This window comes from Pandoraea fibrosis (genome assembly GCF_000807775.2).
Classification (GTDB): domain Bacteria; phylum Pseudomonadota; class Gammaproteobacteria; order Burkholderiales; family Burkholderiaceae; genus Pandoraea; species Pandoraea fibrosis.
Genome location: NZ_CP047385.1, coordinates 2896814 through 2912590, shown reverse-complemented (window position 1 = coordinate 2912590; position 15777 = coordinate 2896814). Strand labels below are relative to the sequence as shown.

Here is a 15777-nt window from a genome sequence, read left to right as displayed (position 1 = left end):
CGCTCAGGAATCGGCACGCGGCACCGGGCCGCGGCGCCAAGCCAGACGCGTTTAGCGATACCATTCGGGTATTGCCGCATAAATTCACCTCGCAGGACAATCACTCATGACGCCAATCACCCGCCCGGACGGCCGTGCGCAAGACGCACTGCGCCCCGTGCGCATTACCCGCCAATACACCCGCTACGCCGAAGGTTCGGTGCTGATCGAATGCGGCGAAACCAAGGTCATCTGCACCGCCAGCGTGGAAGAGAAAGTGCCGGGCTTCCTGCGTGACTCCGGCCAGGGCTGGCTGACCGCCGAGTACGGCATGCTGCCGCGCGCCACGCACACCCGCAGCGATCGCGAAGCCGCCCGTGGCAAGCAAAGCGGACGCACGCAGGAAATTCAGCGCCTGATCGGCCGCTCGCTGCGCGCCGTGTTCGACCTCGAAAAATTCGGCCCTCGCACAATCCAGATCGACTGCGACGTCCTTCAGGCCGACGGCGGCACGCGTTGCGCCTCGATTACCGGTGCATTTGTCGCCGCGCACGACGCTGTCTCGAAACTCATCGCCGAGGGCAAACTCGAGTCGTCGCCCATCCGTGCGCACGTCGCCGCCGTTTCGGTCGGGCTGTATCAGGGGCATCCGGTACTCGATCTGAACTACGCGGAAGATTCCGCGTGCGATACCGACATGAACGTGATCATGACGAGCGAAGGCGGTTTCGTCGAAATTCAGGGCACGGCCGAAGGCGCCCCGTTCACGCGCGCGCAAAGCAACGTGCTGCTCGATCTGGCCGATACAGGCATTCGCCAATTGATCGACGCCCAAAAGCGCGCATTGGGAGTCTGACGATGGCAATGCAGAAGATCGTGCTGGCGTCGAACAACCCGGGCAAGCTACGCGAATTCGCGTCGTTGTTCGAGCCGCTCGGCATCGAGCTGGTGCCGCAGGGCATGCTCGGCGTGTCCGAAGCCGAAGAGCCCCACGTGACCTTCATCGAGAACGCGTTGACGAAGGCACGGCATGCCGCGTCGGCAACCGGCCTGCCCGCCCTGGCGGACGACTCCGGGCTATGCGTGCCGATCCTGGGGGGGGCACCGGGCGTGTATTCCGCTCGCTACGCTGCACGTGCCGGACGTGAAAAATCGGATGCCGCGAACAACCGTCATCTGATCGAGCAACTCGCGCCGCATGCCGACACCCCGGGCTATCGCGACGCCTATTACTTCGCGGCACTTGTGCTGGTGCGTCATGCCGACGATCCGCAGCCGATCATTGCCGAGGGACGCTGGGACGGAGAAATCGTCGACACCGCTCGCGGCGCCCATGGTTTTGGCTACGATCCGCACTTTCTGATCCGCTCGCTGAATCAGACGGCTGCCGAACTCGACCCGGCCGTCAAGAACGCTCATAGCCATCGCGCGCGGGCTTTGCGCGTGTTGCTGGAAAAATTGAGCCGGGAGGCGTGAGCGGTATGAGTGAGTCCGTGCTGCCCGTGCAGAACTTCCTGCGGCCCGGCAAGATCAGTTTGCCGGCGCTGCCGCCGATGTCGTTGTACGTTCACTTTCCGTGGTGTGTACGCAAGTGCCCGTATTGCGACTTCAATTCGCACGAATGGCGTGGCGACGGCGGCGCGCAGGCGTTCCCGGAGCAAGCCTATCTCGACGCCCTGCGTCAGGATCTGGAGCAGGCGTTGCCGCTGGTGTGGGGACGTCCGGTGCACACCGTCTTCATTGGCGGCGGCACGCCGAGCCTGCTGTCGGCCGCCGGGCTGGACCGTCTGCTCTCGGATCTGCGCGCGCTGCTGCCGCTCGATGCCGACGCCGAAATCACCATGGAAGCGAACCCCGGCACGTTCGAAGCCGACAAGTTTCGCAGCTTCCGGGCGAGCGGCATCAATCGGTTGTCCATCGGCATTCAAAGCTTTAACAGCGAGCATCTGAAGGCGCTCGGACGTATTCACGACGGTCACGAAGCGCGTCACGCCATCGAGATCGCCCAGGCGAACTTCGACAATTTCAACCTCGATCTGATGTTCGCGTTGCCGAACCAGACGCTGGCGCAGTGCCAGCAGGATGTCGAAACCGCGCTGTCGTTCGCACCGCCGCATTTGTCGCTGTATCACCTCACGCTCGAGCCGAACACACAGTTCCACAAGTATCCGCCGACCGTGCCGGACGACGACACCGCGGCAGACATGCAGGACTGGATCGCGCAGCGCACGGCGTCGGCGGGGTATGGGCATTACGAGGTGTCGGCGTATGCGCAGCCGCATCGACGCGCGAAGCACAACGTGAATTACTGGGAATTCGGCGACTATCTCGGCATTGGTGCCGGTGCGCACAGCAAGATTTCGTTCCCACACCGGGTGCTGCGGCAGATTCGCCACAAGCATCCGCAACGGTTCATGGAAACAGCGGCAGCCGGCAATGCGGTTCAGGAAGAGCGGGAGGTGGACGTGCGTGATCTGCCGTTCGAATTCATGCTCAATGCACTGCGACTGACGGATGGCGTGAAGAGCGAGCTTTTCGCGGACCGGACCGGTTTGCCGATGGCGAAGATTGCCAAGGCGCTGACGGCGGGCGTCGCAAAGGGTTTGCTCGTGGACGACCCTCAGCGCATCGCCCCGACCGAATTGGGCCAACGCTTCCTGAACGACCTTCAGGGCATGTTCCTGGAACGCGACGGAAAGTAATTGACTGTCGTGCTGCTCACGCTCGGATAACGACGTGCCTCAAAGAGAAATGCGCCGTTACCCGGCGCACTCTCTCCTCCTCCGACGCTATCCACCCTGCGCGGGGATTATCCCAGCGCAGTGCCCATTTCCCGCAATGCCTTGCGAATGATCTTGCCGGTGACTGTCATCGGCAACTCCGGCAGGAAGACCACCTTGCGCGGATACTCATGCGCGGCGAGGCGTTGCTTCACGAAATCCTGAATTTCCTTTGCCAGGGCGTCGGACGGCACGTGTCCTTCACGCAGCACCACGAACGCCTTCACGATTTCGGTGCGCAGCTCGTCGGGCTCTCCAATCACCGCCGCGAACTGCACCGACGGATGTCGGATCAGGCAGTCTTCGATGGGTCCGGGGCCAATGCGATACCCGGCGCTGGTGATCACATCGTCCGAGCGGCCGGTGAACGTGATGTAGCCCTGTTCGTCCACAAATCCCGAATCTCCTGTGAGCAGGTAGTCGCCGCGATATTTCTCCATCGTGGCGTCCGGGTTGTGCCAGTAGCCGAGAAACATGACCGGATTGGGTCGAGCGATCGCAATGTTGCCGACCGATCCCCGCGGAAGCGGCGTGCCGTCGTCATCGACGATGGTGACATCGTGGCCACGCACCGCACGTCCGATGGCGCCGGGCAGTGCCGGAAATTCTGCGGCGCATGACGACACCACCATGTTGCATTCCGTCTGACCGTAGAACTCATTGATGTCGACACCGAGGTGCTCGCGTCCCCATGCCAGCAATTCGGGGCCGAGCGACTCGCCGCCGCTGGCGACCGAGCGCAGTTGCAGCGGCCAGTGCTCACGAGGCGACGGGACGGTGCGCAGCATCTTGAGGGCTGTCGGCGGCAGAAAGGTATTCCGGACACCGTGGCGTGCCATCAAATCGAATGCGGCAACGGGATCAAATTTCTCGAAGCGCCGCGAGAGGACGGGCACGCCGTGGTGCAAGGCCGGCAGCAGGACGTCGAGTAGTCCGCCGATCCAGGCCCAGTCGGCGGGGGTCCAGATCAGATCGCCGTCTTGCGGAAAGCCGTTGTGCGACGTCTCCACGCCCGGCAGATGGCCGAGTAGTACCCGATGCGCATGGAGCGCGCCCTTGGGTTTGCCGGTGGTGCCGGAGGTATAGATGATGAGTGCGGGGGCGTCGGCGCGGGTTTGAACCGGCTCGAAGTGCGGATCACGTGAGGCGATGGCGGGCCAGAGGGCGAGCAGGCCGTCTTCGGCAACGCCCCAATCCTGATCGTCGGCGACGTGGTGATGGGCTTCGGGGAGGTCGTCGTGCACGACATACACGAGTCGCAGATCCGGAATTTCGGCACGGATGTCGTCTATTTTTCCGATGCTTGCGAGGTCGGTGACTAGCACGGCGGCGCCGGAATTTTGCAGCCGGTAGGCAAGCGCTTCCGGTCCGAAGAGCGTGAAGAGCGGGACGGCGATCGCGCCGAGTTTATAGGCGGCGACATGAGCGACGAGTGTGGCGGGCGATTGCGGCAGGAAGATGCCGACGCGGTCGCCGGCCTTGACACCGTTGGCGCGCCACTCGTTGGCGAGTTGATTCGAGAGTTGCTTGAGGACGTCGAACGTGAGTCGCACGAGCGAGCCGTCGGCGCTTTCGTGAATGAGGGCGAGACGATTGGTGCCATCGGCCCATTTATCGCAGACATCGACGCCGATGTTGTACAGGGTGGGAATCTGCCAGGAAAAAGCGTTGGCAGGCGGGGCGTCGGTCACGCGCTCGCCGCTGGCGTCATTTGACGTCTCTTGGGCGGAATCGCGGGAGGTGTCGGCATCCATGCGGTGTCTCCGGGTCATGTCTGGCCTCGCACGGTAACGCGGGGGGCGTTCACCGCACGTCTTGAAGCATGATGCATGCCGGACGGGAACAAGACAAGGGGTGGATGAGGAAAGCACTAGGATTTGAGCGGGGTGCGAGGCAATTTGGGCGCAAGGAAGGCTTCACATGGCGAGAGGAGCGGGTATAATGCCGGCTGCCGTGCGGTACCGGACTGCGCCGGGGTACCGACGCCGATTCCCCCGGACCGCACGCATCCCAAAGCCGTCACCTCAGACGGCATCCCACGCCACGACACCAGGTCGTGCGCAACGCCCCGGAGGCGTGCCAGAGTGGTTTAATGGACTGGTCTTGAAAACCAGCGAAGGGGTAACCCTTCCGTGAGTTCGAATCTCACCGCCTCCGCCAGAATTCTTTGATTTCCCCGATAGTAGTCATTGACTTTTTTGGACGGTGCTCCGCAAAAGAAGGAAATTGCGCCATTAGACGCGGCGGTTTGGATAAGGCGATGACGAACGCGCTGCAGTGTGATTAATAGCGGCTTCCGACCCGAAACGGTCTTTCAGCCTCCACGAGAGCCAGACACCGGTCGTGCTATTGTCGACTCTCTATAGTTCGTTTTCTTATCATGGCCAAATCGGAACTCATCAAGGCTGCGATTGCGTTTCTCGATTGGGAAAAGCCATGGACATTCGCTTCTGCTGTATTAGAGCAACTCGCAGATGACTCTGAGGGTCGGGCACTATTTGGGCAGCTCTGGATGGAGGCGTGTCGCCTTGATAACTGGCAGCAAGCGGACATTTCGGAGTGCTGCGACGCTTGTGACAGTTGGCTAAACCGTCGGTTTTCATGGCTGCCAGAGGAGGCCCGTGCGCAGTTCGTGCGAGCAGCAGCTTACCAATGGAAATGAGTCATCCAAGCGCGAATCATCCGAGATCTTGGTGTCGACGTCGAACGTCCCTTCTTGGCCGAGATCTGCCTGATGCGGTTAGCCGAGACGAATTCGATAGTCAGGTACGCTGGACTTCGTGGTTGCGCTTGATGTCTGTTGCAAGCTCCCACGCCTTAGTTCTTAAGCCATCTATCTCATCGTCCAGTTCAACGTACCCGGGTTTCCCGGTGGGCTGCCCGTCTATAGCGCTCTGTGCCGCAACAAAGTCGTTGAACGAGCCCATACCTCCGTACGCTTGAAGCAAATATTCAATACCGGAGTAATCCGCGTTTTCTAAACGAGCTTTGGCACGAAGCAACCAAGCGCGCCAGTGCTGTCCGCCGTTGGTTTTAAGTAGATCGGCGAGTTTGGCTAACACCTCAACCAGCTCTTGTGTTTTTGGTCCCATATTTGCCTCCATCCGTTCAGCGCCGCTCTTGATAAAGTCGAATTGTCGACGATCTGGGCCGGTCACGTCGACTGACCGAAATTGGCCGATTTCAGTCTTCCCCCTTTGATCTCTACCGGCCATGAACCATTACACAGGGCAACGCACTTGAGAGGCGATGGATTCGAGCATCCACTCGTCGATCTCCCATTGCATCAATGCCCCTACCGCCCCGCCCGAAGCGCTCGGTACCGCATCGCTTTGGCTGATCTGAATTTTAGAAACGTCAGAAGTCCGGTTTGAGCACCGCGTCCAAGTCGTCTCGGCTCCGTTGTCTTGAGGCAAAATCCACGTATGAGCATGTTTTCATCGAAAAAAGCCCAGCTAGACCAGACGTTGGACCTGTGGAACCTCAGTGGCAATCGGAGATTTCAAGTCCGTATCCGCGCGCCCCTAACCTCGACAGGCCCAATAAGCGCATGCAGCGCGCGACAACTCTCACATCGGGCGCTACCGACCACCTTATTTTGGCAATTGCACAACCCTAATTTCGTCTTTGCCCAATACAGCACATGCCGTCTTGGGCAACTCTGAAAGAGCACTTTCGCCACGTCGGTTAAGGAACATATCGGCAACCCCAGTCTTCGTTGGATCAAAGGCATCCACGCACAGGAGCTTTATATCTCCGAACTGAAACCGGACAAATCCCTTTACAAACACGTCCTCTGCCTCGAAACCTAGCTTCTTTAACATTGCTCGCTTTGAACTGTCGTAAACAGCAAAGTCGCGCTGCTCACGATCAACCACCCCCACCGTGGTAAGTGTAAAAAATGCGAAGGCAAGCAATGCACTGCGCGCAACAAAAAATACGGGCATCAAGATGGCGGCGCCAAAGAACACCGCCGCAGCAACTGAACGGGCGACGGTCTGCCCTCGGCTGATACCAACGAGATAAAGCGCCCCAGGCAGAGAGCAGGCCAACATCGTGAAAATCGTGACCACGATGTTAGGTCCATCAATGACTCCGATGATCTTTGCAAAAAGTGTCGCCCCTAATACCGCAATAAGTGAATAAATAGCAGCGACTCCGGCGATTCCGACGCGGAGCAGAGACCACCAAAGCCTCGCCTTTTTCGACTTCTTTTCGTCAACCGTGAGAATTGGGAACCAACTTGGACTTGCATAGACGACCCCAAACGCAACGAGGAGCATCAGACACGCAGCCCCCGTACTCCAATAAGAACTTAGATTTATGGAGTAGTCATATGCTCGAAATACGGAATGGATACCGTACACGACCGACGCGCCAAAGCCCGGAGCTATCATTAATAGAGAGGCTTGCATGGGCATTTTTTGCCCATTGATATATGAGCTGCTTAACTGCGCTGCAATAATGGAAGGCGTTGCAAGACAGAACAATACGAGACCGGCAAGCACCAATGCAGTCTGTATGAGCGAGAAGAAACCCGCGGCCGAAGACAATGTCGGCCAGAATAGATCCGGCCGCCCAATGCCGTTTAAGTAGAAAAACAGCACAATGCCTTGGAAAGGAAGTAGCACAACTACGATCTTAAAGACCAGGTCAAGAAAATCTCGAGCAGTGGAGATACGGGCACTCCATGACATGGGTGTACTCACATTGACCTTTCTGCCGCCCCCATTTCTTAGCCACTTGTAGTTCTTTGACACACTCCCTCCGGTTCATCTATAGCGAATCATGAATTCCCGAAGAATATATCGTACATCTTAGTAATTCTGTGAAGTTAGCCGTTGATGCCCTCACGTGGCAATCGCGGAGGATTCCGCGTACCGCTGCCACGTTGGCCGCGTATGGTTACACTCCCCCCTCAGTGCCACCGACGTCAGCCGCCGCTGCATCAAAAAAGGAAGAGGGCCCCCTTCCGTGTATTCGAATCTCGCCGCAGCAAGAATGCCTGCTTGCCATGGTCGTAGAAAACACGCCCCTTCACCCAAGCCCAATCGCCCGTTCAAGCAACTCCAGCCGGTCCTGCCCCCAGAATGGCTCGTCTCGGTAGAAGTAGAACGGCGCGCCGAACACATTACGAGCCAGCGCCTCTTGCGTAAGCGCCGCCTCCTGATCGACCCACACCTGTTCCGCTGCGATGTCGTAAAGCCCTGCCCCGTCGAGACCAGCCTGATCGGCCAGACGTCGAATCGTGTCGGGGTCTTCAACGTTCAGTTCATCGGCCCATACGCCCCGCAGGGCCAGATGCAGGAAGCGGCTAACGTCCTCTCCATCCGCCTGCGCGGCGAGCAACATGCGGTGTCCGTGTGACGGCTGTACCGGATAGTGCTTCGGCGATACGTTGAGCGGTATGCCGCGAATGGCCTGCCAGCGTGCCATCTCGGCAAGCCGATAGGCCTGTCGTGCAGGCGGACGTTCATGCGGAGGCTTGCCGCCCGTCGCCTGAAAGACCTGGTAGAGATCCATCGGCTTGTAGTTGACCTGCAACTGCTGGCGCTCGACCAACGCCTGAAACGGCTCGCTGCCGATGTAGGACCACAGGGAAATGAAGCTGAAATAGAAGTCGATCGATTTACGCACAGGGCTCGCCTCGTGCGAGTCGTGGATTTGCGTGGTCATGGCGATATTTCCTGTCGAATGCGAAGAACACTAAAAGGCGAAAAATCATGGCATCGGCGTCATGCAAAGCCCGTGCACAACGCCGACGTACAGCCGCCTAGCCGGCCGCGAGACCCAGATAAGCCGCCCCGATGGCGGGGTCGCGTAACAGTGCGTCAGACGCCCCGCTGCGAGTGATCGTGCCGTGGTCGAGCACGAAACCATGACGCGCCAGTTCCAGCGCAACGCCAACGTCCTGCTCCACGACCAGCAAGCCCGTACCGCGGCGATTCACTTCACTTAGCGCCGCTACCAACAGATCGACCATCGCGGGTGCCAGCCCCAGAGATAACTCGTCGATCATCAGCAAGGCCGGTGCAGCCATCAGCCCCCGGCCGACCGCACACATCTGCTGCTCGCCCCCCGAGAGCGTGGTCGCTTCCTGCCGCCGACGCTCGTGCAACCGGGGAAACAGCGCGTATACATCGCTTAGTGACGTTCGGACAGCATCGCGCCCGTCGCTGCGCAGATGCGCCCCCATCATCAGGTTCTGCTCCACGCTCAGCCCCGCGAAAAGACGTCGTCCCTCCGGCACGAGCACCAGTCCTTGCGCTGCCACCCGAGGCGCCTGCCAGCCGCCAGTTTCGACACCCCGGAAGTGCACCGTGCCTGCAAACGGCCTCTGCAGTCCGGCCAGCGTTCGCAACAATGTGCTCTTGCCCGCGCCGTTGGAACCGACGATGCAGGCAAGATCGCCAGCCGCGAGCGACAACGACACGTCGTGCAGCACCTTCACGTCCCCGTAGCCACCGCCAAGTGACGAAACACGCAACAATGGCTGCGTCATGACGTACCCTCGCGCTTGCGACACTGATACCGCTGCCCCAGATAGGCCGCGATCACAGCGTCGTTCTCGACAATCTGCGCCGGCGCCCCGTCGGCGATCAACGCGCCCTGATGCAACACCAGAATCCGGTCGCAGACCTGCAGCACCAGCCGCATCAGATGCTCCACCAGCAAAATCGTCACGCCCTGCGCCGCCAGCCGGCGCGTGAGCGCGATCGCCTCGTCCAGTTCCGACGCATTGAGACCCGCGTTGACCTCATCGAGCAGCAACAGGCGTGGCCGCAACGCGAGCGCCTTGGCGAATTCGAGTCGTTTGCGCTCGGCAAGCGATAGCGCCCCGGCGTTCGCCTCGGCAATATCCCCCAGGCCACAGGTCTCGAGGCTTTCCTGCGCCCGACGACTCGCTTCAGCCCGCGACGCTGCCCCACCACCAAATAACGCGGCCGCCTCGACATTCTCGAGGACCGTCATCGCAGGGAATGGCTGCACGATCTGATAGGTGCGAGCAATGCCACTGCGCGCAATCCGATGCGGCGGCAAGCCCGAGATGCGTTGCCCTTCAAAATGAATACTGCCGGCGCTGGGCTTGATAACGCCGGTCACGAGATTGATCAGTGTCGTCTTGCCCGCACCGTTGGGCCCAATGAGTCCGACGATCTCGCCGGGTCGCAGAGAAAAGGAAACATCGCGCGCCGCCACCACGCCACCGAACCGGTGTGTAACGCCCTCGAGCGTCAGCAGATCGCTCATGCCGTACTCCGTGAAGACGTCAGACCCAGCCGGCGCCAGCGAGCGCCGAACCAGCCCGACACACCGGCCAGACCACCTGGGAAATAGATCACCAGCAATGCGATGAAAAGCCCCAACAGGCCGCTGTGGAAGTGCAGCATGTTGCGCCACACCAGTTCTTCGAAAGCGATGAAGACCAATGCGCCAACCAGCGGACCGACCCAGACGGCCGCGCCGCCGAGCAACACCATCACGAGCGGTTTGACCGCCAGCATGACGTCGAACACATCATTCGGATCGATATAGCCGACCCACGCGGCATAGACCGCACCGGCAGCGCCCGCAAAACAGCTCGAATAGGCGAACGCCAGATTCTTGGCCCGACGGACATCGATGCCGATGGTCAGCGCCGCCGCTTCATTTTGCGCAATGCACCGCAACGCGACGCCAAGCCGCGCCCGCGAAATCAGCGCGCAGGCAATCGCTGCGCCCACACAGCACAGCGTCATGGCGAACAGGAAAAGGCGCGCGTGCGAGAGTGCGTCACCCGCCGGCATGGGCAACGTCAGCCCCATGCCGCCGCCGGTCAGATCACCGGCATTGTTGGATATCTCACGAAACGCCTCGGTAATCATCAGACTCGCAATGGCGAAGTAATGTCCGCGCAGATGCAACACAAGCAGACCCAGCAGCGCCGCCACGGCCCCCGTCGTCACAGCCGCGCCGAGCACCGCAGCCGCAAGCGGCCAGCCATGCGTCACCAGAATCCCGCCTGTGTAGGCGCCCAGCCCGAAGAACGCCGCGCTCGCGAAAGACGGATACCCGGCCATGCCGCCGATGATGTTCCACGACAGCGCCAACGTGCCGTACATCGCAAACGTGGTGGCAAGCCGAATCCAATATGGGCCGCCGTCCAAGGCGATCCCCACCGCCGCGAGCGCCAGCGCCACGACCAGCCCCGCCGGGCCCAGTAGCTTCGATTTAGTCATTGAGACAGTTACAGAGATATCGGCTAGCCCGGCATCAGGCAAAGCTCTTCCTGCCGAACATGCCGCCCGGGCGGACATAGAGCAAGAGCAGCAACAGCACGAAGGAAACGGTGGTGGTGTACGCGGGACCAAACACCGCCGACGAGACACTCTCGACCAGTCCGAGCACCAGTCCGCCGGCAATCGCGCCCGGCACGCTACCCAGCCCGCCCAAAATACAGACCACGAACGACTTGCCCAGATATCCGGCAGCCATGAGCGGCGAGATCGGGAAGATCACCGCCAGCAATGCGCCAGACGCCCCAGCCGTGAAGGCCGCGATGGCAAACGCGAGCGAAAAGACAGCCGCGGTCTTCACCCCCATGAGCGATGCGGCCTCGGCATCCATGCGTACAGCAACGATGGTGCGGCCCAGCTTCGTGAAGCGCAGTAACAACCACAACAAGGCCGTGATCGCGAGAGATTCCGCTGCCACCGCCACACGGTCGAGCGGCAGCACGACACCAGGCAGCGTCAGCAAACCGAAGTCATGCGTGAGATTGACCTTGCGGTAGTCGGCGCTAAACGCCTCGATCATCGCATCGCCGAAAGCGAGATTGAGGCCGAATGTCAGCGTGAGCGTCAGCAACACCGGCCGCCCCAGCACCCGGTTGATCGCCAGTTTCTGCACGATCAGCCCGAGCCCGAACAACGTCACGCCAGCCAACGGCGCAAAGACGAACGGGTCGATGCCAAACTCACGCTGCGCGTAAAACGCCAGGTAGGCGCCCAGCACGATGAACGAACCGTGCAGCAGGTTAATGATATTGAGCACGCCCCAGACCAACGAAAATCCAGCGGCGATGCTCGCGTAAAGACAGCCCAATATCAGGCCGTTGGCAACGATCTGCGCGGACAACATCGCACTGCGCCCGAACGGTTATTGCACACCGACGCGGAATTCGGTCGCGCGGATATTGGCGGGGTAGATAACGCGCACCTGGCCGCCCTGCACCTGGAAGACCGGCGGCGTGTACGAGTTTGCAATGCCCGAGGGCGCAAACGAGATCGTCCCGAAGAACGTCTTGAAACCGCCCTTGCGCAACGCCTCGCGCACCGTCTCACGATCGAGCGTACCTGCTCGTTCGATCGCCTGCTGCAAGACCACGCCTACCCCAGCGCCCGACGCCTGCGTGAAGTCTGGCAGGCTATGGTATTTGCCCTGGAACGCACGGACGAACGCGGCCGTCGAGCCGAACACGTCGGTCGATTGATAGGCCAACACCGGATGGAACCAGCTTGCCGTAGTGACGTTATTGGCCAACGGCTTGCCCACCGCGTCGATCCACTCGTCGTAAGCCGGGCCGTTGATCATCGTGACCGCCGGTGCGCCAAGCTTCTGGTCGGCCATCTGCTTGCGCACGAGAATCAGATCGTTGATATACCCCGTGACGATGATCCAATCCGGACGCGCAGCCTTGATCTCGGTGACTTCTGCCGAGTGATCGAGTGAGCCGATCTGGTAGCGCTGCGAGTAGACGATCTGCAAGCCGCGTTTGACCGCCGACTTCTCGAACTCCCTCGCCAGCGAGAGGGGGTACAAGTCATTACGCGCCAGGATCGCAACGCGCTTGGCGTTCGGAATCTTGTCGTGCACGAGTTCGGCGAGCGGCTCACTCAACGTGCTGTTGTCGGTATAGATGCCGAACAGGTTCTTATAGCCCTGATCGAACACTTCGTTGGACGATGCCGACGAGGCAATCATCGGCACCTGATAGCGCTCGGCGACGGTACTGGCCGCTTTCGTGGCACCGGAGCCGAACGGCGAGAACAGGAAGTCGACCTTGTCTTCGGTAATCAGGCGCTCGGTCAGTTGCACGGCGCGCGGCGTATTCGACTGGTAGTCGGCGAACACAAGCTTGACCGGCAGACGCTTGTTGCCCACCTGAATGCCGCCCTGCGCATTGACGCGTTCCACCCAGAGGTCATAGCCCTGCCGAAGCTTCGTGCCCTCGGGCGAGAGAGCCCCGGTCACAGGCAATGGGGCACCGATGGTAACGACATCCGTGGCCGCAAGCGCCGCACCACCCGTCAGAAAAAGCGTCGCAGCAAGCGAGGCGGCTCCCGTGGCATGCGCCATACGGGTCAGGAAACGAGACACGGACATACGGTGATCCAGACAAAAGACAGAAGCCGCGAATTATCTGCTCCAGTCCCATGCGCCGATAACCAATTTCCAGCGCTTTGCATATATGCGCAACGCTTCACATCCTTATCTGCGCGACAGGCGCCGCGCAGAGTCTCAGCAAAAGAACGAATACGTTCTCAATGACGCGGCGCGTCGACTGGCGGGGTCCCGTCATGGAAAAGCGTCTTCAGTTGTGAGCGCAGTTCCGGCGAATCGGCATGCTTGTGAACCGTGACCGCATGCTGCACGGCCGCCTCCAGCAACTCGCTTTCGGAATCGGCACTGAGTGCGACGGAGCAGTTCGTATCGCTCGGAAATTCCCGGCAATCGATGTATTTGCGGGCCATGATGTTCTCCTCATACGAAAAGAAACAGGCAGGGGTTGGATGCGTGATTACGCGTGATGTTCGGCGAAATCCATTGGGCACACATGCGCCTCCTTCTCGCGAATGAGAACATTCAAAAAGTATAGGTCGCGCGTGCTGGATGTGAGGAGGCGCCGAGCCATTTGCTTCACATGCGGCTCGTTCCTCACTGCGCACAAACGAGGTGCACGAATCGGTATTGGCAATGCCACTAAGCGTGCCGGCGTGGAATACCGTTTACCGACCGGCCTTGAGGGGGGCCGGGGTTGCCGCTCACCCAAGCACCTTCAGGAGGTATGCGTGAACCACCGGAATCGCTCCGATCAAGGCGGCGACTGTCGCAACGACGGCCCACCAGACATACCAGGCTCTGCGCCGAGGCAGGAGAGGTTCACGTCGGACTTCGTTGTTGTGCCCTTTACCCATAGATTTACCGGCCCCGAACGTCGCGCCCCACATCCTGAGGCGTTGGGGATACCTCCGTCGATACAACGTCTTAGTCATGCTTCATTCAATTCGCAGGTCAATTACTAGCGGTCCGAGCACCCTCAAGCCACCAGTACCTCTCGCGTCAATCCGTCGGCCAGAATGCGCCCGTCCTGCACCACGATCAGTCGATCCATTTTCTTGAGCAGCTCCAGGCTATGCGTGCAGACGACTAACGTCTTGTCTTCGCAAAAGGGCAGCAGACGCTCAATAATGCCGCGTTCGGCGTCCTGATCCAGCCCTGCGGTCGGCTCGTCGAGCAAAAGGAAGTCCGCCCCGGTGGCTAACGCTCTGGCGAGCGCAACGGCTTGACGTTGTCCGCCCGAAAGGTTGACACCGCCCGAGGTGATCGGACTATCCAGGGTCAGCGTGGCACGCTCGATCATTTTGTCGATGCCGGCCACATGTATCGCGGCCCAAAGGGTCTTCGTGTCCGCTGTGGCATCGGGACTGCGTAGATTGAACGCCAGCGTCCCCTCGTAAAGGTGGGGATCCTGGGGCTTGTACGCCAGCCACCGCGCACGCCAATCGACCGGGTATCGGGTCAGTGTCGCGCCATCCAGCGTCAGCGTGCCTTGCGTCGGCTCGATGACGCCGGCAAGACAGCGTAGCAAGGTACTCTTACCCGATCCGTTGTTACCCACGATGCCGATGCGCTCGCCAGCCCGGATCACAAGGTCGACGCCTTGCAACGACGGCTTGGTGCGCCCGGGAAACTGGAAGTGCACCTGGGTGGCGCGAACTTCCCCGCGCACCGTCTCCGGAGCGGGCATTTCTGCGATGTCTTCCTGAGACACCGGTGAACTGGCGGAGGTCATCATCGTATCGAACTCATGTCGCGTTCGGCGTAGCATCTCGAAACGCTCGATGACCAGCAACACGCCTCCCAGCAGCGAGGCGGCACGACTGGACAACAGCGAGCACGCCGTCAATGCCCCGATCGTCAGGGTGTTGCCATCGACCATCAACACGCCAAGGGTCAAGGTCGCCACCCAGATGAGCAAACCACCGTCGGCGATCGAGGTGTAGCCAATCGCTTGCCAGAACCGCATCTTGCTACGGCTTAACGCGACCTTCTCGGCTAGCCCCGTCCAGCGCTGCGTGAAGTCATTGCGCCACGGGCTGACCTTGATCTGGTCACCCTGAGTGGTGATCTCGCTAAGTAGCGCGAGCTTGGCGGCATCTTCCTGTCGCGCCCGTGTGCTGTAGGCAGTGACGGGTTGCTTGAGCAGCAAATTGACGGCGACGAGTATCCCGCCGATCACGCAGGGCACCAGCACGATGTAGCCCCCGATAATGCCGAGCGCGACAAGGTAGAGCACCAGAAATGGCATGTCGGCGATCGCCAACATATAACTGGAAGTGAGCACCTCACGGCTAACCATGAGGTCTCGATAACGGCTGATCAACGCGCCGGAAGCGTAAGTCAGGCCTTTGCGCTGGTTGAAAATGTTACTGACGAGGCGCTGATCCATCTCGATGTCGGCGCGCCACGCGATCTGCTCGACATAGAACGCTCGAATCAGGCGCAGCACACAGTCCAGACCAACGCACAACACCATGCCGATAAGCAGACCGTAAAGCGTATCGGGAATGTTGTTGCCGATGACCTTGTCGTACACGAGCATCGAGAACAGCGGCGTCGCCAGGCCGAAAACGTTGATCACTACGCTGGCCAAACCGATTTCGACGAAGCGGTGCCACCATGCAGCCATCGGCCATTGATCCGTCAGGCTGTGCAGCCGTGCGACAAACTCGGGGAGTGGGCGGGGACGAGTCAT

At 60.4% G+C, this 15777-nt stretch carries 14 protein-coding genes and 1 tRNA gene; 4 read left to right on the top strand and 11 right to left on the bottom strand.

The features are described from left to right. Positions 1-106: 106 nt before the first annotated feature. The 3 genes from rph to hemW are packed head-to-tail and all read left to right on the top strand — an operon-like array spanning position 107 to position 2681. Positions 107-835: a ribonuclease PH gene (gene rph, locus PI93_RS12880; protein ID WP_039371525.1), complete on the top strand. Its 729-nt coding sequence runs from the start codon at positions 107-109 to the stop codon at positions 833-835. Between the two features lie 2 nt (positions 836-837). Beyond that, positions 838-1455 carry an RdgB/HAM1 family non-canonical purine NTP pyrophosphatase gene (rdgB, locus tag PI93_RS12875; protein ID WP_039371522.1) on the top strand — a complete coding sequence of 206 codons (618 nt, stop codon included), beginning with the start codon at positions 838-840 and terminating at the stop codon, positions 1453-1455. Between the two features lie 5 nt (positions 1456-1460). Then, a complete protein-coding gene (gene hemW / locus PI93_RS12870; RefSeq protein WP_039371519.1) occupies positions 1461-2681 on the top strand; it encodes a radical SAM family heme chaperone HemW in 1221 nt (406 codons plus the stop codon). 107 nt (positions 2682-2788) lie between these two features. On the opposite strand, the gene PI93_RS12865 is transcribed toward hemW, so the two are convergent. Next, positions 2789-4513, bottom strand: a complete 1725-nt coding sequence (locus tag PI93_RS12865; protein WP_144400269.1) for an acyl-CoA synthetase — start codon at positions 4511-4513, stop codon at positions 2789-2791. A 316-nt stretch (positions 4514-4829) separates the two neighbouring features. On the opposite strand from PI93_RS12865, the gene PI93_RS12860 reads away from it, so the two are divergent. Beyond that, positions 4830-4919, top strand: a tRNA-Ser gene (locus PI93_RS12860). A gap of 602 nt (positions 4920-5521) precedes the next feature. Here PI93_RS12860 and PI93_RS12855 read toward each other — a convergent pair. From PI93_RS12855 to PI93_RS12810, 10 genes are all read right to left on the bottom strand, one after another. After that, positions 5522-5917 carry a DUF6966 domain-containing protein gene (locus PI93_RS12855; RefSeq protein WP_201279547.1) on the bottom strand — a complete coding sequence of 132 codons (396 nt, stop codon included), beginning with the start codon at positions 5915-5917 and terminating at the stop codon, positions 5522-5524. Between the two features lie 435 nt (positions 5918-6352). Continuing rightward, positions 6353-7519, bottom strand: coding sequence for a hypothetical protein (locus PI93_RS12850; RefSeq protein ID WP_144400267.1), 1167 nt, complete (start codon positions 7517-7519; stop codon positions 6353-6355). Between the two features lie 277 nt (positions 7520-7796). Further along, positions 7797-8435, bottom strand: coding sequence for a 2-hydroxychromene-2-carboxylate isomerase (locus PI93_RS12845; protein WP_052240730.1), 639 nt, complete (start codon positions 8433-8435; stop codon positions 7797-7799). 97 nt (positions 8436-8532) lie between these two features. Next, the gene (locus PI93_RS12840) at positions 8533-9261 is read right to left on the bottom strand and encodes an ABC transporter ATP-binding protein (RefSeq protein WP_039371510.1); all 729 of its coding nucleotides are present in this window, start codon (positions 9259-9261) and stop codon (positions 8533-8535) included. Then, entirely contained in the window at positions 9258-10010 is a 753-nt protein-coding gene (locus PI93_RS12835; RefSeq protein WP_039371508.1) for an ABC transporter ATP-binding protein, read from the bottom strand. The genes PI93_RS12840 and PI93_RS12835 overlap by 4 nt, the downstream gene beginning before the upstream one ends. Next, positions 10007-10978: a branched-chain amino acid ABC transporter permease gene (locus PI93_RS12830; RefSeq protein WP_039371506.1), complete on the bottom strand. Its 972-nt coding sequence runs from the start codon at positions 10976-10978 to the stop codon at positions 10007-10009. Before PI93_RS12830 ends, PI93_RS12835 begins: the two co-directional genes overlap by 4 nt. Before the next feature lie 34 nt (positions 10979-11012). Continuing rightward, complete coding sequence (locus PI93_RS12825; protein ID WP_039371504.1) at positions 11013-11879, bottom strand: branched-chain amino acid ABC transporter permease; 867 nt, start codon at positions 11877-11879, stop codon at positions 11013-11015. Between the two features lie 18 nt (positions 11880-11897). Continuing rightward, positions 11898-13124, bottom strand: a complete 1227-nt coding sequence (locus PI93_RS12820) for an amino acid ABC transporter substrate-binding protein (RefSeq protein ID WP_039371501.1) — start codon at positions 13122-13124, stop codon at positions 11898-11900. A 158-nt stretch (positions 13125-13282) separates the two neighbouring features. Continuing rightward, positions 13283-13492 (bottom strand): DUF1059 domain-containing protein, encoded by a 210-nt coding sequence (locus PI93_RS12815; RefSeq protein WP_039371499.1) that lies wholly within the window; start codon positions 13490-13492, stop codon positions 13283-13285. Between the two features lie 566 nt (positions 13493-14058). After that, positions 14059-15777 (bottom strand): peptidase domain-containing ABC transporter, encoded by a 1719-nt coding sequence (locus PI93_RS12810; protein WP_039371497.1) that lies wholly within the window; start codon positions 15775-15777, stop codon positions 14059-14061.